At 71.8% G+C, this 21,469-nt stretch carries 19 protein-coding genes and 1 pseudogene; 9 read left to right on the top strand and 11 right to left on the bottom strand.

Going from position 1 to position 21,469, the window contains the following annotated elements; translation table 11 throughout:
* Positions 1-12: 12 nt before the first annotated feature.
* Positions 13-1,464, top strand: coding sequence for a menaquinone biosynthesis decarboxylase (locus tag RM590_RS12430; RefSeq protein ID WP_311704538.1), 1,452 nt, complete (start codon positions 13-15; stop codon positions 1,462-1,464).
* Positions 1,461-2,372, top strand: coding sequence for a menaquinone biosynthesis prenyltransferase MqnP (gene mqnP / locus RM590_RS12425; protein ID WP_311704537.1), 912 nt, complete (start codon positions 1,461-1,463; stop codon positions 2,370-2,372). Before RM590_RS12430 ends, mqnP begins: the two co-directional genes overlap by 4 nt.
* Before the next feature lie 24 nt (positions 2,373-2,396).
* Here mqnP and RM590_RS12420 read toward each other — a convergent pair whose 3' ends face one another.
* The 7 genes and pseudogenes from RM590_RS12420 to RM590_RS12390 all read right to left on the bottom strand — a co-directional run.
* Positions 2,397-3,347: an isopenicillin N synthase family dioxygenase gene (locus RM590_RS12420; protein ID WP_311704536.1), complete on the bottom strand. Its 951-nt coding sequence runs from the start codon at positions 3,345-3,347 to the stop codon at positions 2,397-2,399.
* Complete coding sequence (locus tag RM590_RS12415) at positions 3,344-3,571, bottom strand: DUF397 domain-containing protein (protein WP_311704535.1); 228 nt, start codon at positions 3,569-3,571, stop codon at positions 3,344-3,346. Before RM590_RS12415 ends, RM590_RS12420 begins: the two co-directional genes overlap by 4 nt.
* An 82-nt stretch (positions 3,572-3,653) precedes the next feature.
* A complete protein-coding gene (locus tag RM590_RS12410) occupies positions 3,654-3,785 on the bottom strand; it encodes an NPCBM/NEW2 domain-containing protein (protein WP_311704534.1) in 132 nt (43 codons plus the stop codon).
* 58 nt (positions 3,786-3,843) lie between these two features.
* Complete coding sequence (locus tag RM590_RS12405) at positions 3,844-4,428, bottom strand: O-methyltransferase (RefSeq protein ID WP_311704533.1); 585 nt, start codon at positions 4,426-4,428, stop codon at positions 3,844-3,846.
* A gap of 17 nt (positions 4,429-4,445) precedes the next feature.
* Entirely contained in the window at positions 4,446-5,540 is a 1,095-nt protein-coding gene (locus RM590_RS12400) for a PQQ-dependent sugar dehydrogenase (protein WP_311704532.1), read from the bottom strand.
* 24 nt (positions 5,541-5,564) lie between these two features.
* Positions 5,565-5,870 carry a hypothetical protein gene (locus RM590_RS12395; protein ID WP_311704531.1) on the bottom strand — a complete coding sequence of 102 codons (306 nt, stop codon included), beginning with the start codon at positions 5,868-5,870 and terminating at the stop codon, positions 5,565-5,567.
* 104 nt (positions 5,871-5,974) lie between these two features.
* Positions 5,975-6,163: pseudogene (locus RM590_RS12390) on the bottom strand (RNA polymerase sigma factor); the annotation flags it as partial.
* 993 nt (positions 6,164-7,156) lie between these two features.
* Between RM590_RS12390 and RM590_RS12385 the strand changes: the two are divergent.
* Positions 7,157-8,143 (top strand): C40 family peptidase, encoded by a 987-nt coding sequence (locus RM590_RS12385; RefSeq protein ID WP_311704530.1) that lies wholly within the window; start codon positions 7,157-7,159, stop codon positions 8,141-8,143.
* Positions 8,144-8,355: 212 nt separating this feature from the next.
* On the top strand, positions 8,356-9,066 hold the full coding sequence (locus tag RM590_RS12380; RefSeq protein WP_311704529.1) for a phosphatase PAP2 family protein: 711 nt from the start codon (positions 8,356-8,358) through the stop codon (positions 9,064-9,066).
* Positions 9,067-9,079: 13 nt separating this feature from the next.
* Here RM590_RS12380 and RM590_RS12375 read toward each other — a convergent pair whose 3' ends face one another.
* A complete protein-coding gene (locus tag RM590_RS12375; RefSeq protein WP_311704528.1) occupies positions 9,080-9,253 on the bottom strand; it encodes a hypothetical protein in 174 nt (57 codons plus the stop codon).
* A gap of 80 nt (positions 9,254-9,333) precedes the next feature.
* On the opposite strand from RM590_RS12375, the gene RM590_RS12370 reads away from it, so the two are divergent.
* Positions 9,334-10,143, top strand: a complete 810-nt coding sequence (locus tag RM590_RS12370; RefSeq protein ID WP_311704527.1) for a hypothetical protein — start codon at positions 9,334-9,336, stop codon at positions 10,141-10,143.
* A gap of 3 nt (positions 10,144-10,146) precedes the next feature.
* Here the strand turns inward: RM590_RS12370 and RM590_RS12365 are convergent, their stop codons facing one another.
* Positions 10,147-10,482: a metal-sensitive transcriptional regulator gene (locus RM590_RS12365; RefSeq protein WP_311704526.1), complete on the bottom strand. Its 336-nt coding sequence runs from the start codon at positions 10,480-10,482 to the stop codon at positions 10,147-10,149.
* Positions 10,483-10,681: 199 nt separating this feature from the next.
* Between RM590_RS12365 and pstS the strand changes: the two genes are divergently transcribed.
* From pstS to pstB, 4 genes are read left to right on the top strand one after another with little or no spacing between them, the layout of a single operon-like run.
* Positions 10,682-11,788 (top strand): phosphate ABC transporter substrate-binding protein PstS, encoded by a 1,107-nt coding sequence (gene pstS, locus RM590_RS12360; protein ID WP_311704525.1) that lies wholly within the window; start codon positions 10,682-10,684, stop codon positions 11,786-11,788.
* A gap of 15 nt (positions 11,789-11,803) precedes the next feature.
* Positions 11,804-12,748 carry a phosphate ABC transporter permease subunit PstC gene (gene pstC, locus RM590_RS12355; protein WP_311704524.1) on the top strand — a complete coding sequence of 315 codons (945 nt, stop codon included), beginning with the start codon at positions 11,804-11,806 and terminating at the stop codon, positions 12,746-12,748.
* Complete coding sequence (gene pstA, locus RM590_RS12350; RefSeq protein ID WP_311704523.1) at positions 12,745-13,824, top strand: phosphate ABC transporter permease PstA; 1,080 nt, start codon at positions 12,745-12,747, stop codon at positions 13,822-13,824. Before pstC ends, pstA begins: the two co-directional genes overlap by 4 nt.
* Positions 13,825-13,858: 34 nt before the next feature.
* Positions 13,859-14,638 carry a phosphate ABC transporter ATP-binding protein PstB gene (gene pstB, locus RM590_RS12345; RefSeq protein ID WP_311704522.1) on the top strand — a complete coding sequence of 260 codons (780 nt, stop codon included), beginning with the start codon at positions 13,859-13,861 and terminating at the stop codon, positions 14,636-14,638.
* A gap of 37 nt (positions 14,639-14,675) precedes the next feature.
* Here the strand turns inward: pstB and RM590_RS12340 are convergent, their stop codons facing one another.
* Together RM590_RS12340 and RM590_RS12335 are read right to left on the bottom strand one after the other, a co-directional pair.
* Positions 14,676-17,933, bottom strand: coding sequence for a S8 family serine peptidase (locus tag RM590_RS12340; RefSeq protein WP_311704521.1), 3,258 nt, complete (start codon positions 17,931-17,933; stop codon positions 14,676-14,678).
* A 204-nt stretch (positions 17,934-18,137) separates the two neighbouring features.
* Positions 18,138-21,452, bottom strand: coding sequence for a S8 family serine peptidase (locus tag RM590_RS12335; protein ID WP_311704520.1), 3,315 nt, complete (start codon positions 21,450-21,452; stop codon positions 18,138-18,140).
* Between the last annotated feature and the right edge of the window lie 17 nt (positions 21,453-21,469).

Below are 21,469 nucleotides of genomic sequence, written 5' to 3'. Positions count from 1 at the left end.
ATACTGAGCGGCATGGCTTACGACGACCTCCGGTCCCTGCTGAAGGCCCTGGAACGGGATGGCGACCTCAAGCGGGTCAAAGCCGAGGTCGATCCCCATCTGGAAGTGGGGGAAATCACCGACCGGGTCAACAAGGCCGGCGGTCCCGCCCTCCTCTTCGAAAACGTCCGGGGTTCCGATCTGCCGCTCGCGATGAACGTCTTCGGCACCGACCGCCGCCTGCTCAAGGCGCTGGGCCTCGGCTCCTACGACGAGATCAGCGAGAAGATCGGCGGCTTGCTGAAACCGGAGTTGCCCCAGGGATTCGTGGGAATGCGCGAAGCCTTCGCCAAACTCGGCGCGATGACCCATGTGCCGCCGAAGAAGGTCAAACACGCGCCGGTGCAGGAGATCGTTCAGGAGGGCGACGAGGTCGACCTCGACCGGCTGCCGGCGCTCTTCACCTGGCCCGAGGACGGCGGCTCGTTCTTCAATCTCGGCCTCACGCACACCAAGGACCCGGAAACCGGGGTGCGCAACCTCGGCCTGTACCGATTGCAGCGCCACGACAAACGCACCATCGGCATGCACTGGCAGATCCACAAGGACAGCCGCAACCACTACCAGGTCGCCGCCCGGCGCGGCGAGCGGCTGCCGGTCGCCATCGCGTTCGGCTGCCCGCCGGCCGTCACCTACGCCTCCACCGCGCCGCTGCCCGCCGACATCGACGAGTACCTCTTCGCCGGCTTCCTCCAGGGCAAGCGCGTCGAGCTCGTCGACTGCAAAACCGTTCCGCTCCAGGTCCCGGCCAACGCCGAGGTCGTGCTGGAGGGCTGGCTGGAGCCCGGCCGCATGCTGCCGGAGGGCCCGTTCGGCGACCACACGGGCTTCTACACGCCGCAGGAGCCGTTCCCCGCGCTCACCATCGACTGCGTGACCACGCGGAAACGGCCGCTGTTCCAGTCGATCGTCGTCGGCCGCCCGCCCACCGAGGACGGGCCGCTGGGGCGCGCCACCGAGCGGTTCTTTCTCCCGCTCCTCAAGATCATCATCCCGGACATCGTGGACTACCACCTCCCCGAGGCCGGCGGCTTCCACAACTGCGCGATCCTGTCGATCGACAAGAAGTACCCCAAGCACGCCCAGAAAGTGATGTCGGCGGTCTGGGGCGCCCACATGATGTCGCTGACCAAGCTGATCATCGTCGTCGACGCCGACTGCGACGTGCACAACCTGCACGAGGTCGCCTGGCGGGCCCTGGGGAACGTGGACTACGCCCGCGACCTGCTGCTCACCGAGGGGCCGGTGGATCATCTCGACCATGCCTCGTACCAGCAGTTCTGGGGCGGCAAGGCCGGCATCGACGCCACGGCGAAATGGCCCGAGGAGGGCTACACGCGGGACGGCGGCTGGCCGCGGATGGTCGTCTCCGACCCGGACATCGCCGAACGCGTCACCCGCCGCTGGAAGGAGTACGGGCTGTGACCGCGGCGGCCTCGGCGCTCGCTCCGACACCCGAGCCGGGCCGGGTCCGCGCCTTCCTGCGGCTGGTGATGATCGAGCACTCGGTCTTCGCGCTGCCCTTCGCCTACATCGCCTCGCTCACCGCGATGTTCCTGGACGACGAGACGGTCGACTGGTGGACGCTGCTGCTCGTCACCGTCGCCATGGTCGGCCTGCGGACGTTCGCCATGGCCGCCAACCGGATCATCGACCGCGAGATCGACGCCCGCAACCCGCGCACCGCCGGCCGCGAGCTGGTCACCGGGGCCGTTTCCGCGCGCGCGGCCTGGACCGGCGCGCTCATCGCGCTGGCCGTCTTCCTCGCCGCCGCCGCGCTGCTCAATCCGCTCTGCCTCGCCCTGGCCCCGGTCGCCGTGGTGCCCATGGTCGTCTACCCCTACGGCAAGCGGTTCACCGACTTTCCGCACGCCATCCTCGGCCTCGCCCAGGCCATGGGCCCCATCGGCGGCTGGCTCGCGGTGACCGGCGCCTGGTCCTGGGACGCGGCCGTCCTCGGCCTCGCCGTCGGCCTGTGGATCGGCGGCTTCGACCTCATCTACGCGTGCCAGGACGTGGCCGCCGACCGGTCCGGCGGCGTCCGTTCCGTCCCGGCGCGCTTCGGCATCGCCGGCGCGCTGTACGGCGCGCGCGCCTGTCACGCGGTCACGCTCGGCCTGTTCGCCTGGTACGCGGCGGCCACGGACGGCGGCCCGCTGCTGTGGCTGGGGCTCGCGGTCGTCGCGGGCGCGTTCGGCTACGAGCACAGCATCGTCAAACCCGGCGACCTCAGCCGGGTGAACCGCGCCTTCTTCACCGTCAACGGCTTCGTCGGCATCAGCCTGTTCGTCTTCGCGCTGGCCGATCTGGTGGTGCGCGGCCTGGGCGTCTGACCGGCGCTTCGGCCAAGCCTTACCTCAGCCGTCGAGGGCGATCGCGTTCAGCTTCTCCCGCAGATAGCCATGGCTGTCGAACGGCTCGTACCGCACGCGGCCCACCGGCGCGGGCAGCGACGTGACGACCGTGCCCGGGTCGCACTCGTAGAAGTACACCAGGGACATCAGCTCCTCGGCCGGGTCCTCCGCCGGGGGCGGCAGCACCCGGTGCCGCCCGGACCGCCAGCGGTCGCCGGTCCAACGGGCCATCAGATCCCCGATGTTGACGGTGAGCGCGGCCGGGTCGTAGGGCGCGTCCTCCCAGCGGTCGGTGAAGACCTGGAGCCCGCCCCGGCCGTTCTGCCGGTCCAGCACGGTGATCGTGCCGAAGTCCGTGTGCGGGCCGATCCGGAACTGCCCCGGCTGCGGCTCGCCGGTCGCCTCCCGGGCCGGATACCAGTTGATGTTGAAACCCCAGGTGGGGTGGCGGGTGTGCCGGGTGAACAGGTCGGCGGGCCCGCCCAGCGCGGCGGCCAGCAGCTCCAGCACCTCGTCGGACAGCGCCCGCATCCGCTCCAGATAGTCGGTGACCAGCGTCCGCAACTGCGGCACCTCGGCGGGCCAGACGTTCGGCAGGAACCACTCGCCGTCCACCACCGCGTCGCCGGTGGGCTCCTCGGCCGCGAACGACCAGGACTCCTTCAGATCGGGCGGCGAGGGCGTCCCCTCCGCGTAGGAGTTGGCCTCCGCCCCGGGCCCGAGCCAGCCGCGCCCGCCGACGCGCACCGCGTACGGCCGTTTGGCGTCCTCGGGCAGCCGGAAGAACCGCCGCGCGGCGCACCGGATGCGCGAGCGCAGGTCCGGATCCACGTCGTGCCCGGCGATCAGCAGGAACCCGGCCGTGGACAGCGCCCGGTCCACGGCCGCCGCGATGGCGGCCCGGTCGGCCGGGTCGCCATCGCGCCAGGGGCGCAGGTCGACGACGGGGATCACCGGTGGACGTCCTCGACGAAGTGGTCGAACTCGTTGTTCTGCACGCCGAGAACGAAGGCATGCCATTTCGCGCGGGTGGTGGTGACGATCTTGTCGGGCTCGTCCGTCTGCCGGATGTGGATCAGGTCCCCGTCCCCGGCGGCGACCTCGAAGCAGTGCTCGTCGGCGCCGTCCTCGACCTCGGCCCGGATCCAGTCCAGTCGATCCGCGTTGATCTGGGGCATGCCCGCCGTCCTCCTCCTCGTTCTCCTCGTTCACCGACGTTCGCTGACGCGGTGGCTCGCTCGGCCACTCCCACGCTACTCGTCAGGGCAAGAGGCGGGCGGCGGCCCAGGAGGTGTGGTCGTGGGAGCTGCTGCCATTGGCGTCGGAGACCACCAGACGGAGCAGCCGGACACCGGAGACATCCACGTCCGGGGGCCGGGGGCCACCGGTCATGAGGCCCGGTTGTGGACGGCGTATTGAACTCCTGTGGCGCGCCGCGCGCCGCGCGCCGTCAGGCCGCGGTGCGGACGGCCATGAGCAGCCCTCCGGCCCAACTCAGCCGTACCGTGCGGAAGCCGGGCCGGTTCTCCAGGCCGGCCAGCAGGGCGTCGACCGCGGACCGGTGCTCCTCGGGCCACTCGGGCAGCGGGGACAGGTCGTCGATCAGATAGATGCCGCCCGGCGCCACCAGGGCCAGCGCCCGGTCCAGATGCGTGAACTTCCCCGGCCAGGTGTCCGCGAAGACCAAGTCGAACGGCGCGCCCGCGTACTCCTCCAGCCATGCGCCGCCGTCGCCGGTGACGAACGAGACGCGCGGGTCGTCGCCCAACTCGGCGCGGGCGACGGCCTGGTGGGCGTCGCTCAGCTCGACCGTGACCAGCTCGCCGTCCGACGGCAGGCCGGTCAGCAGCCACGCGGTGCCCTCGCCGACGCCGGTGCCGAGCTCCAGGACCCGGCCCCCGGGACGGGCGGCGGCGAGCGTGGCGAGCAGGGCGCCGGTGCGCTCCTCGCTCGACATGGTGAACCCGGCGGCGCTTGCGGCGGCACGGAGGGTGGGCAGCGCGGCCGGCGGCTGGCGCGGAGAGTCGTCGAACATGCGGGCCAATCTACGGGCTAGTCCACGCTGAGCCGCCGCAGGCTCCCGCCGGCCAGCGCCCACAGGTCGGAGCTTCCGGCGGTGGGCAGGATGCCGCGCGGCTCGCCGAGGTCCAGCACCGACTGTGGGTCGGCGACCAGTCCGTTGCTGCCGTTGAGCGGGATGCGCCACAACTCCCCGCTGTCGGCGGCGGGCAGCCACAGCGAACCCTCGCTGGCGGCGAGACCCGCCGGGGTCACCTCGGCCGCTCCGGTCATCTCCACCTCGATCGGCGCGCCTCCGGGCGTCACGGAGAACAGCCGGGCGCCGCCGTCCGCGCCCGCGTCGACGGCCCACATCCGGTCCTCGTCCCAGGCGAGGCCGCGGATGTCGGTGTAGGGGCCGGTGGAGTGGATGACGGGCGGATCGCTGCCGTTGGGGTCGACGCGGAGGATCTTCCCGTTCCACGACTCGGGATCCTCCGCCGCCGCCGGGTCCCCGGCGTCGCCGGTGCCCGCGTACAGGGCACCGTCCGGCCCGAAGGCGAGCGCGCCGCCGTCGCGGGTGCCGGTGCCGGACAGGGGGACGGGCTCGTCGAGCAGGATCGTGGGACTCTCACCCCAGGGCGCCCAGTCCTGGTTGGGGAAGAAGGGATAGCTGGCGATCTGCCCGCCGTCCGGGCCCGCGTAGAAGACATAGACGCTGACATAGCTGCCGGTCGCCCGCCCGGGCACGGCCAGCCCCAGCAGTTCCCCGGGCAGTTGGCCGAGCGGCGTCAACGAGCCGTCCCCGTCCGCGTCGAGGAGCGAGATGGTGTCGCCGGACCCGACGAGCATGTCCTCGCTGTCCGGCAGCGCGGCCACGCAACAGGCGGCGCCCAGCCCGTCGATCCGGGTGCCGGTGTCCGTCGCGCCGCCCGTCGCGGGGGCGGGCGTGGGTCCCGGGGCCGGCTCTTCGGTCGGATCGCCGGGCCGTGCGGGATCGTCCGACCCGTTCCCGCCGGGCAGATCCTCCTCCGGCGAGCCGTCGGTGGAGGCGTCCGCCTCCCGCTCGGCCCGGTCCGCCGCGGGGCCGACCTGACAGCCGGCGGCCAGCACACCCAGCACCGCGACCGCCGCCACCCGACGCGTCACGCGCCAACCCCGCATCCGCCGACCCTAGATGGACATGCCGTAGATGATGGTGAACAGCGTGCCCAGCGAACCGATGATGAAGACGCCGGTCAGCCCGGCGACGATCAGGCCCTTGCCCTGCTCGGCGCTGAACGAGTCGCGCATGGCCGTGGATCCGATTCGCTGCTTGGCCGCTCCCCAGATCGCGATGCCCAGGCAGATGAGGATGGCCATCGCCATGATCACCTGAACCATCGTCCGAGCCTGATTCCCGACCGCGGCGAACGGTCCCCAATCAGGGGCGATGCCACCAATGATGTTGTTGATGTCGTCTGACTGTTCCTCGTCCACCGAACTCACCACCCAACTGGCTGCTAACGGCGCTCTCTCGGATTGTGCCACGCCGCGCAGACACACGAGGACTGCGCGTGAGTTTGGATCCCGCGCGCAGCGGTTCAGCGGTCGCAGCGGGCCGCCCTGAGCTGGAGATATCGCTGTTCGGGCACGCTCAACGTCCCGCTCGCGGCCTGCCGGTAGGCCTCGGCCGCCGCCGGCTCCCCGGCCCGCTCCAGCAGATGGCCGCGCACGGCCGCCAACCGGTGGTGTCCGACCAGCCGCTGATCCTCCGCCAGCAGCCGGGGACCCGCTCTCTTGCACTTGATGACGAACACCATGGGTGCCAGTAAAGTTACGATCCGTGTTCATCCGGACCGGAAAGGGGGGTGGGTTGGATGATTCGGGCGTACAAGTTCCTCATGCGGCCCACCGTCCGCCAGGACCAGGCCCTCGCCGATATGCTGCGCGATCACTGCTCGCTTTACAACGGTGCGTTGCAGGAACGCCGTGATGCCTATCGCCACACCTCACAGACCATCATCCGCTACGGGCAGCAGTCCGCGCAGCTCAAGGACATCCGCGCCTTCGACGGCGAGCGTCAGGGCCGCTGGTCGTTCTCCAGTCAGCAGGCCACGCTCCGTCGGCTGGACAGGGCGTTCGCCTCGTTCTTCCGCCGGGTCAAGGCGGGGGACAGGCCCGGATACCCCCGCTTCCGGGGAGTGGGGCGGTTCGACACGGTGGTCTTCCCCAAGGACGGCGACGGCTGCCGTTGGGACTCCACCCCGCACGCCCCCGTGACCCGCGTCCGCTTCCAGGCTCCGTGTCGATGCCCCAGTCCAGGCTGGCCGCGCCGCCGCGCGGCAGATCCTCGAAGTCCTCGCAGAACAGCAGCGCGGAGCCGGGACGGCAGGTGTCCGGGGACCGGCCGGGCGCGGGGGCGCCGGCCGCCGTCGAGGTCGCGGCGGTCACGAGGGCCAGGGCGAACGCGCCGAGCAGGGACATACGCCGCGAACGACTCGCGATGCGGGGGCGGCTCATGGTCTTCTCCACTCCGGTGTGCAGGGAACCGACGGTTTTGGGAGCGCTCCCAAACGCTTTCCCCGGCACCCTGGGCCAGCCCGGGCCGCGCTGCCAGAGATCCGTCGGGGGGTCAGCGGGGGCCAGTAACAAGGCAGTTCATGCCGCCGCCCGGCCGGTGGCCGAAGTCCGAGCCCGGTGCGGGGGCGGCGCCCTACTATGCGTGTGACGGGCCGACGGCGCGGAGGAGCGACAAGTCGCCGGGAAGTGGGAAGGGTTGGGGTATGCGGCGGATCCTGTGGGCGGTTGGCCTCGGCTTCGGGGGCGTGGTGTGCTTCATGGCGCTCCTCGTCATCGGCGTCTACGGCGCCGCCGCCGGGCTGCTGGGCGGTCTGGGCGGCGACCGGGGCGGGGCCGGCCAGCTCGCGCGGGACACGGTGCCGCCCGAGTACGAGGACCTCGTCCAGCGCTGGGGGAACCTCTGCGACACCCTCAGCCCCTCGCTGCTGGCCGCCCAGTTGAACCAGGAGAGCGGCTTCCTCACCGACCGCACCTCGCCCGCGAACGCCCAGGGCATAGCGCAGTTCATCCCCAGCACGTGGGCCACCCATGGGATCGACGCCAACGGCGACGGCGAGGCCAACGTGTGGGACCCGCAGGACGCCATCCCGTCCGCCGCCTCCTACGACTGCGCGCTCGCCGGGTATGTCGAGGACGTCCCCGGGGACCCGGTGGACAACATGCTGGCCGCCTACAACGCCGGTCCCTACGCGGTGATCCAGTACAACGGCGTGCCGCCGTACGAGGAGACGCAGAACTACGTGCGCATCATCCGCGAGGCGGAGGCGAGCTTCGCCGCGCCGGTCGGGGAGGAGCCGCTGCCGCCGCTCGAACAGGCGGCGGGCGCCGTGCACTTCGCGCAGGAGCAGCTCGGCACGCCGTATCTGTGGGGCGGCGACGGAACGCCCGAGGAGGACGGCCGGTTCGACTGCTCGGGGCTGACGAAGGCAGCGTACGAGTCCGTGGGGATCGAGCTGCCGCGCGTCGCCAACGACCAGTGGAACGCCGGCCCGCACCCGGACCGGGACGAGCTGCTCCCCGGTGACCTGGTGTTCTTCGCGTATGATCTTGAAGATCCACGGAGCATCCACCACGTCGGCCTCTACGTCGGCGGCGGTTACATGATTGACGCCCCGTACACCGGAGCCGTGATCCGGTTCGATCCGATCGATTCCCCGGATTACTTTGGGGCCACCCGCCCCACGTCCTAGCGGCGCCTCGTCGCAGCGGGTGAAGCCATGGGTAATGGTTCCCCGTCGAGCGGTGGCGATGCGTTGCTGTTCGATAACGCTGCGGCCGTCATTCGATGGACGTCGGCACTCCGGGGGATGTACTTGGCGTTACCTGTACCGGAACAGGGGCTCCTCCTCCCTGCCGAGTCCCGGCGGGGTCCCCCCACAGCATGAAGGGGCCGCAACGGCACATGGCTGGACTCGATAGCCTCGACAATCCAGAGGTCGAGCTGGACGTCCTCTACGACATCAACGGTCTCGCCGACCGCATGCCCGGCTGGGCCGAGAGCGCCGTCACCTTCCTCGGCGAGCACGGCATCCTGTTCGCCCTCGTCCTGCTGATCGTCGGCGCGTGGTTCCTCGTGCGCCGCCGTGCCGACGCCGTCACCGCCGTCGCCGGAACGGCCTGGGCCGGCCTGGCCGCGGGCGTCGCCTACCTCGTGAACGCGCCGATCCGCGACTTCGTGGCCCGGCCCCGCCCGTTCGTCGACCACCCCGAGGTGAACGTGCTGGTGGAGGGCAAGGACGGGTACTCGTTCGTCAGCGATCACGCGAGCGTTGCCATGGCCGTGGCCGTGGGGCTCTTCCTGGTGCACCGGACGCTCGGCGTGGTCGCGTTCGCGCTGGCGCTCTTCCAGGGCTTCGCGCGCGTGTTCCTCGGCGTTCACTACCCGAGCGACGTCATCGGCGGCTTCGCGCTGGGCATGGCGGTGGCGCTGCTCCTGGCGCCGCTCGCGATGGCCTCGCTGACGCCACCGGTCCGCTTCGCCGCGCGGACCCGCGCGCTGGGCTGGCTCGCGCGCCCGCGCGCCCCGCAGCCGGGGGAGCGGCGGACGAACGCGGTGAACGACGCGGAGCTGGAGCACCCGGGCCCGACTGCCGCCCGGGGGCTGGCGGCGTAGCGGGCTTCCGGTCTCAGCGGTGCTCCGTCACGTGCGCCGCGGCCTCCGTGCGGGCCAGCGGGCGGGAGCGGCGGGCCGGGCCGTACCAGCCGCAGGTGCAACAGGGGGCGATGAAGGGGCCGCGCTCGGTGAGCGTCACGGCGTGGACCGGCTGGGCAGGCGGCTGTTCTTCACCCGGGTCGTGCACCCTCTCACCGTAACGGCCTCCCCGGGATCTCGTTAGGCGGTGGGAGTCGGAGAAGACGGTGTTGGGGGTGTCGGCAGACCATGGCGGTGTGGCGGCGCGAGCGCGGGAACGGAATCGCACCCGCGGCTGTCGCCTGCGCCGCCGGACTGCTCGCGGCCCTGCTGGCCACCACGGGCTGTTCCGGCACGGGGGCCGCGGCCGAGGGCGACGCCCGGGAGGTGATCCGGCGGGCCGCCGACCGGCTCGCCGAGTCCGGCAGTTCCCGGGCGCGCACCGCGATGCAGATGGCCTCCGGCGGCACCCGAATCACGCTGCGGGGCCTCGGCGGCTTCGACTACGGCGAGCGCACGGGCGAGCTGCGGGTGACGCTGCCGGAGGGCAAGCCGGTCACCGAGGTGTTCGTGCCCGGCCGCCTCTACATGAAGAACCGGGGCGCCGGCGTGCCCGCCGACAAGTGGCTGCGGATCGACATCACCACGCTGCCCGACGGCAATCTGGTCACCGGCGGCGCCACCGACCCGATCACCGCGGCCGAGCTGCTGCGGGGCGTGGTGACCGCCAGCGATCTGGGCGAGGCCGAGGTGAACGGCGAGACGCTGCGGCACTTCCGGGGCGTGACCGACATCGGCGATGCCGCGGCGGCCGCCTCCGAGCAGTCCCGGGACCAGCTTCTGGCGGCGGTGGACGGCTTCACGCGGACGGAAGTGCCGTTCGACGCGTACCTCGACGATCAGGGGCTGCTGCGCAAGGTCCGGCACGAGTTCAGCTTCGCGAACGACGAGGCGGAGGGCATCGACGTCGCCTCGACCGTGGTGCTCTTCGACTTCGGGGCGCCGGTGGAGGTGAGGCTGCCGAGCGCGGGCGAGGTGTACGCCGGGGCCGTGGCGTAGCCCTCAGGTGCGGAGCAGCCGCGCGATGGCGGCCGTGGCCTCCTCGACCTTGGCGTCGATCTCGGGCCCGCCCTCCTCGGCGGCGTGCGCGACGCAGTGCCGCAGGTGCTCCTCCAGCAACTGGAGGGCGAAGGACTGGAGCGCCTTGGTGGAGGCGGAGACCTGCGTCAGTATGTCGATGCAGTAGACGTCCTCCTCGACCATGCGCTGGAGGCCGCGGATCTGTCCCTCGATCCGGCGCAGCCGCTTGAGGTGGGAGTCCTTGTCCTTGCTGTAGCCGTGCGGCCCGCCGCTCGCCGGTGAGGCGTCCGCGGACGCTACGGTCTCCACTGTGGACATCTCGGTCCTCCCATGACTTTTCGGCCGCTTATACCCCTGATGGGTATAGCGTAACGAATGGACGGCGGACCAGGCAGTATCGTGCAGCCTTTGGGCAACCTGACCGCCCGGTGTGGTTCATTTTCTATTCACTTAGGTCGGTCGATCACTTCACCTGTTCAACCTACGTTCAGAGGAGAACGGTGAGGGGAAGGACGGAATGACGGTGAAGCTACGCCTCGGCGCGGTGCTGGCCTCCGGCGCCCTGGTCCTCCTCACCGCGTGTGGTACCGATGACAACTCCGGTCTTCCGGGGGCCGTGGACTTCTCGGTGGAGGGTCTTCGATGCGGCCCGGGCGGGACCCTGCTCGCGTCGGGCTCCAGCGCACAGGCCAATGCGATGGAGGTCTGGGTGAACACCTACCAGGCCAATTGTGAAGACAGTCAGATCAACTACAAGCCGACGGGCTCGGGCGCGGGCGTCCAGGAGTTCCTCCAGGGCACCACCGCGTTCGCCGGGTCGGACTCCCTGCTGACCGAGTCCGAGATCGACGAGTCCCGCGGGGTCTGCCGGGACGGCGGCCGGGCCATGCACCTGCCCATGGTCGCCGGGCCCATCGCCGTCGCCTACAACCTGCCCGGGGTGGACGACCTCGTCCTGGACGCCACGACCCTGGCCCGGATCTTCGACTCCGACATCCGCCGCTGGAACGACCCGGCCATCGCCGAGCTCAACCCGGACGCGGACCTGCCGGCCATCCCGATCACCCCCTTCCACCGTTCCGACGGCTCGGGCACCACCGACAACTTCACCTCGTATCTGCACGCCTCCGCCCCCGACGCCTGGCCCTACGAGCCGGACAAGGCCTGGCGCGGCAAGGGCGGCCAGTCCGCCGACGGCTCCTCCGGCCTGGTCGGCATGGTGCAGCAGAACGAGGGCGCCATCTCCTACTTCGAGCTCTCCTACGCCCACCAGAACGAGATCGACACCGTCGCCATCGACACCGGCGCCAGCGAGCCCGTGCGGGCCACCGTGGAGAACTCGTCCAACGCGATCGCGCAGGCCGACATCGTCGGCGAGGAGGGCGACCTCGCGCTGGAGCTGGACTACGCCACCCGCGAGGAGGGCGTCTACCCCATCGTCCTGGTCACGTACGAGATCGCCTGCGACCGCGGGAACGACCCCGCGACCCTCGGGCTGACCAGGGCGTTCCTCGCCTATACGGCCGGCGAGGACGGCCAGCGGGCGCTGCGCGAGATCGACTACGCGCCGATTTCCGACGACATCATCCAGCGGGTGCGGGACCGCATCGACGCGATGGACTGAGGACCGGGACCATTCATGTCGGCTACCACGAAGAGCACCACGCGCCTGGGCGACCGGGTGTTCAGCAATCTGTCCAGGGGATCCGGCATCGCCATGCTGGTGATCATGGCGGCGATCGCCGTGTTCCTCGCGATCCGCGCGGTCATCGCCATCCGGGCGAACGAGGGGAACTTCCTCACCACCTTCGCCTGGGACGCCAACGCGGACCCGCCCTACTTCGGCATCGCCGTGCTGCTCTTCGGCACGGTCGTCAGCTCGGTCATCGCCATGGTGCTGGCCGTGCCGGTCGCGGTGGGCATCGCGCTGTTCATCTCCCACTACGCCCCGCGCCGGATCGCCACCCCCATCAGCTACCTCATCGACCTGCTGGCCGCCGTGCCCAGCATCATCTACGGCCTGTGGGGCGCCCTCTACCTCGTGCCGCACCTCACCGGGCTGTACGACTGGCTGGACGAGGTCCTCGGCTGGACCGGCGTGTTCGCCTACGACGGCACCCCCGCCCGTTCGCTGATGACCGTCGGCATCCTGCTGGCCGTGATGATCCTGCCGATCATCACCAGCGTCACCCGCGAGGTGTTCCGGCAGACCCCCGCGGCCAACCAGGAGGCGGCGCTCGCGCTGGGCGCCACCCGCTGGGAGGTCATCACCATGACCGTGCTGCCGTTCGGCCGCTCCGGCGTGATCAGCGCCTCGATGCTGGGCCTCGGCCGGGCGCTCGGCGAGACCATGGCGGTGGCCACCGTGCTCTCCCCGAGCTTCCTGATCAACGCCAGCCTGCTGGAGTCCGGCGGCGGCACGTTCGCGCAGAACATCGCCAGCCAGTTCAAGGAGGCCGGCTCGATGGGCCGGGACGCGCTCATCGCCTCCGGCCTGGTCCTCTTCCTCCTCACCCTGGTCGTCAACGGCGCCGCGCGGCTGATCATCGCCCGGCGCAAGGAGTACTCGGGAGCCCGCGCATGACCGGCAGGACCACCGCCGCCTCCGAGACCGCCCCGCCTCCCGTGCCGCGCACCGGGCTGCGCCGGCCGCGGCTGCCGCGCTGGTCGATGGCCGCGCTGGGCATCGGCTCACTCGCCATCGGCGTCGGCGCCGGGCTGGTCGCCGATCTGGACAGCCGCGCGCAGTGGGGACTGATCGCCGCGCTGGTCTTCGTCTCCGCCACCTTCTGGCTGGCCGCCGCCGTCGAGGGCCGCCGGTACGCCGTGGACCGGCTCGCCGCCATCCTGGTGTGGGCCTGCTTCGTCGTGGCCGTGGTGCCGCTGGCCTCCCTCGTCTGGGAGACGGTCAGCCGCGGACTGCCGGGCGTGGACTGGTACTTCCTCACCCACTCGATGAACGGCGTGCTGAGCTGGCAGGAGGGCGGCGGCATTTACCACGCCATCCTCGGCACGGCGGAGCAGGTGCTGATCGCCTCCCTGATCGCGCTGCCGCTCGGCCTGCTCACCGCCGTCTATCTCGTCGAGTACGGCACCGGCCGGCTGGCCAAGGCCATCACCTTCTTCGTGGACGTGATGACCGGCATCCCCTCCATCGTCGCCGGCCTGTTCATCCTCAGCCTGTGGATCATGATGCTCGACTTCGGGTACTCGGGCTTCGCCGGCGCCATGGCGCTGTCCATCCTGATGATGCCGATCGTCGTCCGCTCCACCGAGGAGATGCTGAAGCTGGTCCCGAACGAGCTGCGCGAGGCATCCTTGGCGATGGGTGTGCCGAAGTGGCGCACGATCCTCAAGGTGGTGCTGCCGACCGCGATCGGCGGGATCACCACCGGCGTCATGCTGGCCCTGGCCCGCATCGCCGGCGAGACCGCCCCGATCATCCTGCTGGTCTTCGGCAACCACATGATCAACGGCAACGTTTTCGAGGGCGCCCAGTCCTCCCTGCCGCTGTACGTCTACGAGCAGTGGGGATACGGCACCGAGCAGGCGTACGACCGGGCCTGGGCCGCGGCCCTGGTGCTGATCGTCTTCGTCATGCTGCTGAATCTGGGGGCCCGCGCGATCGCGCGCTGGAAGTCCCCCAAGACCGGACGCTGACGAGCCGGCGAGAGAAGAAGGAAGAGAAGCCATCATGGCCAAGCGCATCGACGTCCAGGGACTGACCGCGTACTACGGCTCCCACAAGGCGATCGAGGGCATCACGCTGCATGTGGAGCCCCGGTCGGTGACCGCGTTCATCGGCCCGTCCGGCTGCGGCAAGTCCACCTTCCTGCGCACCCTGAACCGCATGCACGAGGTCACCCCCGGTGGCCGGGTCGAGGGCAAGGTGCTGCTGGACAACGAGGATCTGTACGGGCCGGGCGTCGACCCCGTCTCGGTGCGCCGCACGGTCGGCATGGTCTTCCAGCGGCCCAACCCGTTCCCCACCATGTCCATCTACGACAACGTGGCGGCCGGGCTGAAGCTGAACGGCACCAGGCTCCGCAAGTCGCAGCTCGACGACGTCGTCGAGAAGAACCTGCGCGGCGCCAACCTGTGGAACGAGGTCAAGGACCGGCTGGACAAGCCCGGTTCCGGCCTGTCCGGCGGTCAGCAGCAGCGGCTGTGCATCGCGCGGGCCACCGCCGTGGAGCCCGAGGTGCTGCTGATGGACGAGCCGTGCTCGGCGCTGGACCCGATCTCGACCCTGGCGGTCGAGGACCTGATCGACCAGATGAAGGCCCAGTACACGATCGTGATCGTGACGCACAACATGCAGCAGGCGGCCCGCGTTTCGGACCGCACCGCGTTCTTCAACCTCGCGGCCATCGGCGAGCCGGGCCGGCTGATCGAGGTGGACAGCACGGAGAAGATCTTCTCGAACCCCTCCGTGCCGGCCACCGAGGACTACATCTCGGGCCGCTTCGGCTGACCGCCGCTGCGATTGAACGAGGCGGCCCGAGGGCGGATCAGGCGGTGCGGTAGGCGTCGATGATGGTCTGGGTCGAGGTGTTGCCCTCCGCGTCCGTGATCTCGGCGCGGAACGACACGGTGCCGCCCGCGGCCGGGTTGGTGACGCGGATCCTGTAGTCGGTGATGGGCGTCCTGGTCCAGGTCTCGCCGCCGTCGAAGGAGACGGAGACGGTCAGGCTGTCGTGGTTCCCGCCGGCCGCCGAGCCCTGCACGGTGATCGGGACGATGACGCTCCGGCCCGCCGGGGACGTGCTCGCCATGGTGAGGTTCGGGCCGAAGCGCACGGCGCTGGCCGGCAGTTGGACCTCCTGCGCGCCCGCCGCGGCCGAGGTGAACGTGTACGACGTGGTGACCTCGGTGCTCACCGTGGCCACCGGCGCGCCGCGGGTGACGGTGGAGACCAGCTCGTACTCGGCCTCGTCGGCCGGCACCTCGAACTCGGCCTCGTCCAGCATCACGTCGACCGACGCGTACTCCTGCCCATCGCGGTAGAGCGTGGTCGTCGCGCTGTCGTAGGCGCTGTAGGAGTAGTTCCCGGCGCCGTCGGTGAACGGGCTGGTCCCGCCGTAGATCAGGTTCTCCGAGCGGAAGACCCCGTGCCACTCGTCCAGGTTCGGGCCGAAGACGCCGACGTTGAGCCGCCGTTCATAGCTCCGGCCGGCCTCGAAGGTCCGGAAGCCGGTCCAGTAGTCGGTCACCCACTCCCCGTCGTCGGCGACCTGCACGAGCTCCTGGATCCACGCGACGTCCGTCGCCAGGTACACCTGCGTGCGCCGCGGCAGCTCGATCACGCTCGCGGCGGCGCCGACCGGGACATCGGGGAAGGCGTACAGGTGGCCCGTGGCGCCGGGCACCGAGGAGCCGGCATAGGTGGTGACGCGCGCCAACTCGTCCGCGGCGGTGTGGTGGGTCAGCCCGGTGTAGAACGCGCCCTCCTGGACGTGGGCGGAGTGGTACTGGGCACCCTCCCGCTCCCAGGTGGTGGCGGCGGCGCCGGTGATCTGCCAGCCGGGGCGGGTGCCGCCGACCTGCGCGGTGCCCAGGCCGTCCGGGAAGTCGCCGCCGAAGCTGATGCTCAGGCCCCCGCCGTCCTCGTCGGTCAGGTCCGCGCTCACGGACAAGGAGGTCTGCTCGCCCGCGCCGTCCGGCATGGTCATGGTGATCGGCTCGGCGTCGGCGGCGTCGAACGTGACGGTGGTGTCCTCGGTGAGGGACAGCCCGGGCTGGACCAGCCAGTCGGCGGCGGCCGGCGTCTCGCCGGTCTCCCCCCAGGTCTCGATCGTGGTGTCCAGCCAGTAGTCGCCCACCGGGAGCCGGGCGGTCTCCTGGCCGGGGGCCAGGAAGTAGATGTCCAGCGTCTCCAGGTCGTAGGCGAAGGTGTACCAGTCCTCGGTCGGGGCGCCGGCGCGGTCGGTGGCCCCCACGGTCAGGTTCGCCATCTGCGCCTCGCGCTCCACCCCGGCGGCGGTGCGGACGGTCTCCCCTCCCCCAGGCCCTTGGGGGCCTGGGAGGTGCCCCCAGTCGGCGAAGGCGGTGACGACCGCGGCGTAGCCGCCGTGGACGTCGCCGCCCGGGCGGGTGTCGGCGGTGACCGGCACGGTGGCGGTGCCGCCGGCGGGCACGGTGACCTCCGTCGCGCCGAGCGTGAACATGCCGTCGGGCGCCGGGCCGCCGTCGGGGCCGGTGCCGGTGGCCACCGAGAGCTCCAGGGTGACGTCGGTGTCGCCGAGGTTGGTGTAGGTCAGGTCCTCGGTGAGCGGTTCGTCGTCCTCGTGCGGCCAGGCGGCCGTGCCGAAGGCCAGCGAGCCGGACTCGGCGATGACCGTCTGCTCACTGGCGGCGGGCACGTCGATGCGGCCGGTGCCCTGCTGGTACGGGGTGTTGTCCGCGCTCGGCCGCGCGGACGCGATGAGCGCGGCCTTGATCTGCTCGCCGGTCCAGTCCGGGTGGGCCTGGGCGAGCAGGGCGGCGGCGCCGGCCGCGTGCGGGGTGGCCATGGAGGTGCCGGAGAGCGTGGCGTGACCGCCGCCGGGCGTGGCGGCGGTGATGTCCACGCCGGGGGCGGTGACATCGGGCTTGACCGCGCCGTCCCGGCGGCGCGGGCCGGTGGAGGAGAAGTCGGCCAGGGCGTCGGACTTGTCGACGGCGCCCAGGGTCAGCGCGGCGTCGGCGGTGCCCGGGGAGTCCAGCGTGCCGCGGCCGGGGCCGTTGTTGCCCGCGGCGATGACGAAGAGCGTGTCGGACTCGGCGGAGAGGGTGTTGACGGCCTCCTCCAGCGGGTCGATCTCGTCGCTCTCCGAGCCGCCCAGGCTCAGGTTGACGACGTCGGCGCCCTGCTCGACGGCCCACTGCATGCCCTCGATGATGCCGGAGTCCCAGCCGTAGCCGTCGTCGTCCAGCACCTTGCCGTTGAGCAGCCCGGCGCCGGGCGCGACGCCGGGCGCCTCGCCGTTCCCGGCGGCGGTGGAGGCGACGTGGGTGCCGTGGCCGTCTCGGTCCTCGGCGTCGGCGGCGTCGGAGAAGTTCCGTTCGGCGATGACCTGGCCGGCCAGGTCGGGGTGGTCGGCGTCGATGCCGGTGTCCAGGACGGCGATGGTGGTGCCGGTGCCGTCGTGGCCGGCGTCCCAGACCTCGGGGGCGCCGATCCCCGGCACGCTGTCGGCCAGCGCCTTCTCCACCAGGCCGTCCAGCGCGATGGTGGCGATGCCCGGCGCGGCGGCGAGCGTCCGTTCGCCGGAGGCCGGTTCGGTCAGCGACGCCCACACGTCAGCGGCCTCGCTCCGGTCCACGGTCAGGGCCTCGCCGTTGATGGCCTCCAGCGGGGTGCCGGTGGGGGTGGCGCTCAGCGCCCGGGGCCGGTCCTCCTCGTAGGTGACGATGAGCGGCAGGCCGTCGGCGGCCCGGTACTGCGGGCGGCTCAGCTCACTGACGTTGAACAGGTCGCGGTCCAGGGTGCCGTCCGCGATCAGCGGCAGGGTGTCCACGGGGAAGACGTGGACGGCGCCGCCGATGGTCGCGGTCCGGGTCGGGACGGACTCCCGGCCCTCGGCCGCGATGACGCTCGCGACCTGTCCCCCCTGGCCGAGCACCACCATGTCGCCCGTGATGAGCGATACGGGCGTGCGCTCGGCGCCGCGGGCCTCGGGGCCGGCCGACGCGTCGTCCCGCGCGGTGGCCGGCGCCGCTAACCCCGTGGTCAGCGCCGCGGCGGCGACCACGGCGGTCGCCCACGGGCTCTTCCGGATCTTTCTCAACTGTCCCCCTCGGAATTGTTGTCCGCGGCATGACCGTTGCGTGCGGTGCCATGGACATCCGGTGTGTCGTCTGTGAACTACCCCGCACCGATGGTGAGTTAGGCGTGGACGTAGGCACCGGATTCCGTCGCACAAACGCAACGGCCCGCCCCCCGGGTGCTTCCGGGGAGCGGGCCGTTCGACGACTCCGGTGGGGCGGTGCCGTCAGGCGGTGCGGTAGGCGTCGATGATCGTCTGGGTGGCGGTGTTGCCCCCGGCGTCCTCGACCTCGGCGCGGAACGAGACCGAGCCGCCCGCCGCCGGGTTGGTGACCTGGACCGCGTCACCCTCGACCGGGACCTCGGTCCAGGTCTCGCCGCCGTCGTAGGAGACGGAGACGGTGAGGGAGGCCGCGTTCCCGTCGGCCGCCGCGCCCTGCACGGTGACCGGGACGCTCACCGTCTCGCCCGCCGGGCCGGTGCTGTCCAGCGCCAGTTCCGGGGTGAACCGGACCACGCTGACCGGGACCGGCACCGGGCCGTCCTCGGGGCCGGCCGCCGAGGTGAAGGTGTAGGAGGCGGTGATCTCCGTGCTGACCGACGCGGTGGGCGGCGCCCCCGCCGGGTCCCGGGAGACGGTGGTGACGAGTTCGTACGTCGCCTCCTCGGCCGGCAGTTCGAACTCCACCTGGTCCAGCACGTCGTCGGCGCTCGCCAGCTCCTCGCCGTTCCGGTACAGCGTGGTGCTCGCGCTGTCGTAGACGCTGAAGCCCACGTGCCCGGCGCCGTCCGAGAACGGGTTCACCGAGCCGTAGAGGGTGTCGCCCAGCCGGTACAGGCCGTCGTCCTGGCCGAGCAGCGGCCCGAACACGCCGACGTTGAACGTCGAGGTGTGCTCGCTGCCCGCCTCGTACGCGGTGTACTCGGAGGTGGCGCCCGCGGTGGCGAACACGTCCGGGTCGGTCTGCATGAAGTCCTGGAGCCACTCGCCGCCCGCTGCGTCCACGTACACCTCGGAGGTGCGCGGCAGTTCGTGCTCCTCGGCGGAGGCCCAGGACACCAGCGAGGACGCGGTGAAGAGCACCCCGGTCAGGCCGGGCAGCGAGGCGCCCTCCCGCGTGGTGACGCGCGCCAGGTCGGCGGCCTCGGTGTGGTCGGTCAGGCCGGTGTAGAACGACCCCTCCTGGGCGTGGGCGCCGTGGTACTCGACGCCGTCCGCGGTCCAGGTGGTGCCCGCGTAGCCGGAGATGCCCCAGTCGGCGCCGGGCTCGCCGAGCTGCGCGGTGCGGAAGCCCTCGGTGAGGCCGCCCGCGCTCCACGCCGAGTCGAACGAGATCTGGCCGCCCCGCGCGAGCTGGTAGCCGACCGTCAGATCGCTCTGGGTGGCCGCCTCGTCGGGCATGGTCATGGTGATCTCGGACGCCTCGGTGGCGTCGGCGGCGACCGTGACCGGTTCGGTCAGCGTCACATGGGGCCGCACCAGCCAGTCGACGCCGGCGGTTTCGCCCGCGTCGTCCGGGGTGAAGACGCTGGTGTCCACCTGGTACTCGCCCTCGGGCAGCCGGACCGTGCCGGTGCCGCCCTCGCCGAAGACGTCGTGGAACTCGAACGTCTCCAGGTCGATCACCGTGGCCCACCAGTCGGCGGCCGGCGCGCCGTCGCGGCCGGTGGCCTCGACGGTGAGCTCGAACTTCTCCTCCTCGCGCTCCACGGCACCGGCGGTGGAGACCACCTGACTGTCGTCGCCGGTCGCGGTCACATAGAGGCTGTACGCGCCGTACAGTTCGCCGCCCGGGGTGGTGTCGGCGGTGGCCTGCACGGTGGCGGTGCCGCCGGCGGGCACGGTGACCTCGGTGGCGCTGAGGGCGAACATGCCCTCGGGGGCCGGGTTGCCCTCGGGGTCGGTGCCGGCGGCGGTGAGCTGGAGGGTGACGTCCTGGTCGCCGGAGTTCGCGTAGGTGAGATCCCGGGTGACGGGCTCCGCGTCCTCGTGCGGATAGGCGACCGTGCCGAAGCTGAGCGAGACCGGCTCGGCGGTCACCGTCTGGGCGATGGCGGCGGGCACGTCGATGCGGCCGGCGCCCTGCTGGAACGCGGTGTAGCCGTCGCCGGCGACGGCCGAGCCGGTCAGCGCGGCCTTGATCTGCTCGCCGGTCCAGTCGGGGTGGGCCTGGGCGACGAGCGCGGCGGCGCCCGCGGCGTGCGGGGTGGCCATCGAGGTGCCGGAGATGGCGACATAGCCGTCGGCCACCGGCGTGCCGTAGTCCCAGATGGCCGCGCCCTCGGCCCCGGCCGCGGCGATGTCCACGCCGGGCGCGGTGACATCGGGCTTGACGGCGCCGTCGCGGGCGCGCGGGCCGATGGAGGAGAAGTCGGCGAGGCCGTCGGACTTGTCCACCGCGCCCAGGGTGAGCGCCGCGTCGGCGGTGCCCGGGCTGGCGATGGTGGCGGCGCCGGGGCCGTTGTTGCCCGCGGCGATGACGAAGAGCGTGTCGGACTCGGCGGAGAGGGTGTTGACCGCCTCCTCCATCGGGTCGATCTCCGCGGTGGCGAAGCCGCCCAGGCTCATGCTGACCACGTCGGCGCCCTGCGCGACGGCCCACTCCATGCCCTCGATGATGTCCGACTCGAAGCCCGAGCCGGCGTCGTCCAGGACCTTGCCGTTCAGCAGCTCGGCGCCGGGCGCGACGCCGGTGTAGGTGCCGCCGGAGTGCGCGCCGGTGCCCGCGGCGGTGGAGGCGACGTGGGTGCCGTGGCCGTCGTGGTCGTCGGCGTCGGCGGCCTCGGAGAAGTTCTGCTCGGCGATGACCTGGCCGGCCAGGTCGGGGTGGTCGGCGTCGATGCCGGTGTCCAGCACGGCGATGGTGGTGCCCTCGCCGTCGTAGCCGGCCTCCCACGCCTCGGGCGCGCCGATCTGCGGCACGCTTTCGGCGAGCGTCTTGGTGGCGATGCCGTCCAGGGCGATGGCGGCGATGCCGGGGCTGGCGGCCAGCGTCCGGTCGCCCTCGGCGGGCCGGGTGAGCGAGTCCCAGACCTCGGGGATGTCGTCGCCGGCCACGGTCAGCGCCTCGCCGTTGATGGCGTCGAGGGCGGTGGTGGCCGTCTCGTCGGCGAGCACCGTGGGGGCCTGCTCGCCTTCGTAGGTGACGATGATCGGGAGCCCGTCGACGGCCTGGTACTCCGCCCGGCCGAGCTCGGTGACGTTGAACAGACGGCGGTCCAGCGTGCCGTTCTCCAGCAGCGGCAGCACATCTCCCGGGATCACATGGGTGTCCTCGCCGCTGGTGAGCACCCGGACGGGCACGGACTCCCGGCCGGGCGCGCGGATCAGGCCGGTGACCTCGCCCGCGGCGTCCAGCACGACGCGGTCGCCGGTGATCAGCGTGAGGGACCGGGCGCCGTCCGCGCGGGCTCCGCCGGCCGCGTCCCCCGGCCCGGCGGCGGCGGGGGCGCTCGCGCCCGCGGTGAGCGCCGCGGCGACGGCGGTCGCGGCGACCGCCGCGGCGGCGCGCGATATGCGCGATTTTCTGAGTTTTCTCATCAACTGTTCCCCTGGTG

Source organism: Streptomyces litchfieldiae (assembly GCF_031845365.1).
In the GTDB taxonomy this organism is placed as follows: Bacteria; Actinomycetota; Actinomycetes; order Streptomycetales; family Streptomycetaceae; genus Streptomyces; species Streptomyces litchfieldiae.
The sequence above is the reverse complement of the archived record's forward strand: the minus strand, read 5'-3'. Positions and strand labels throughout refer to the sequence as shown.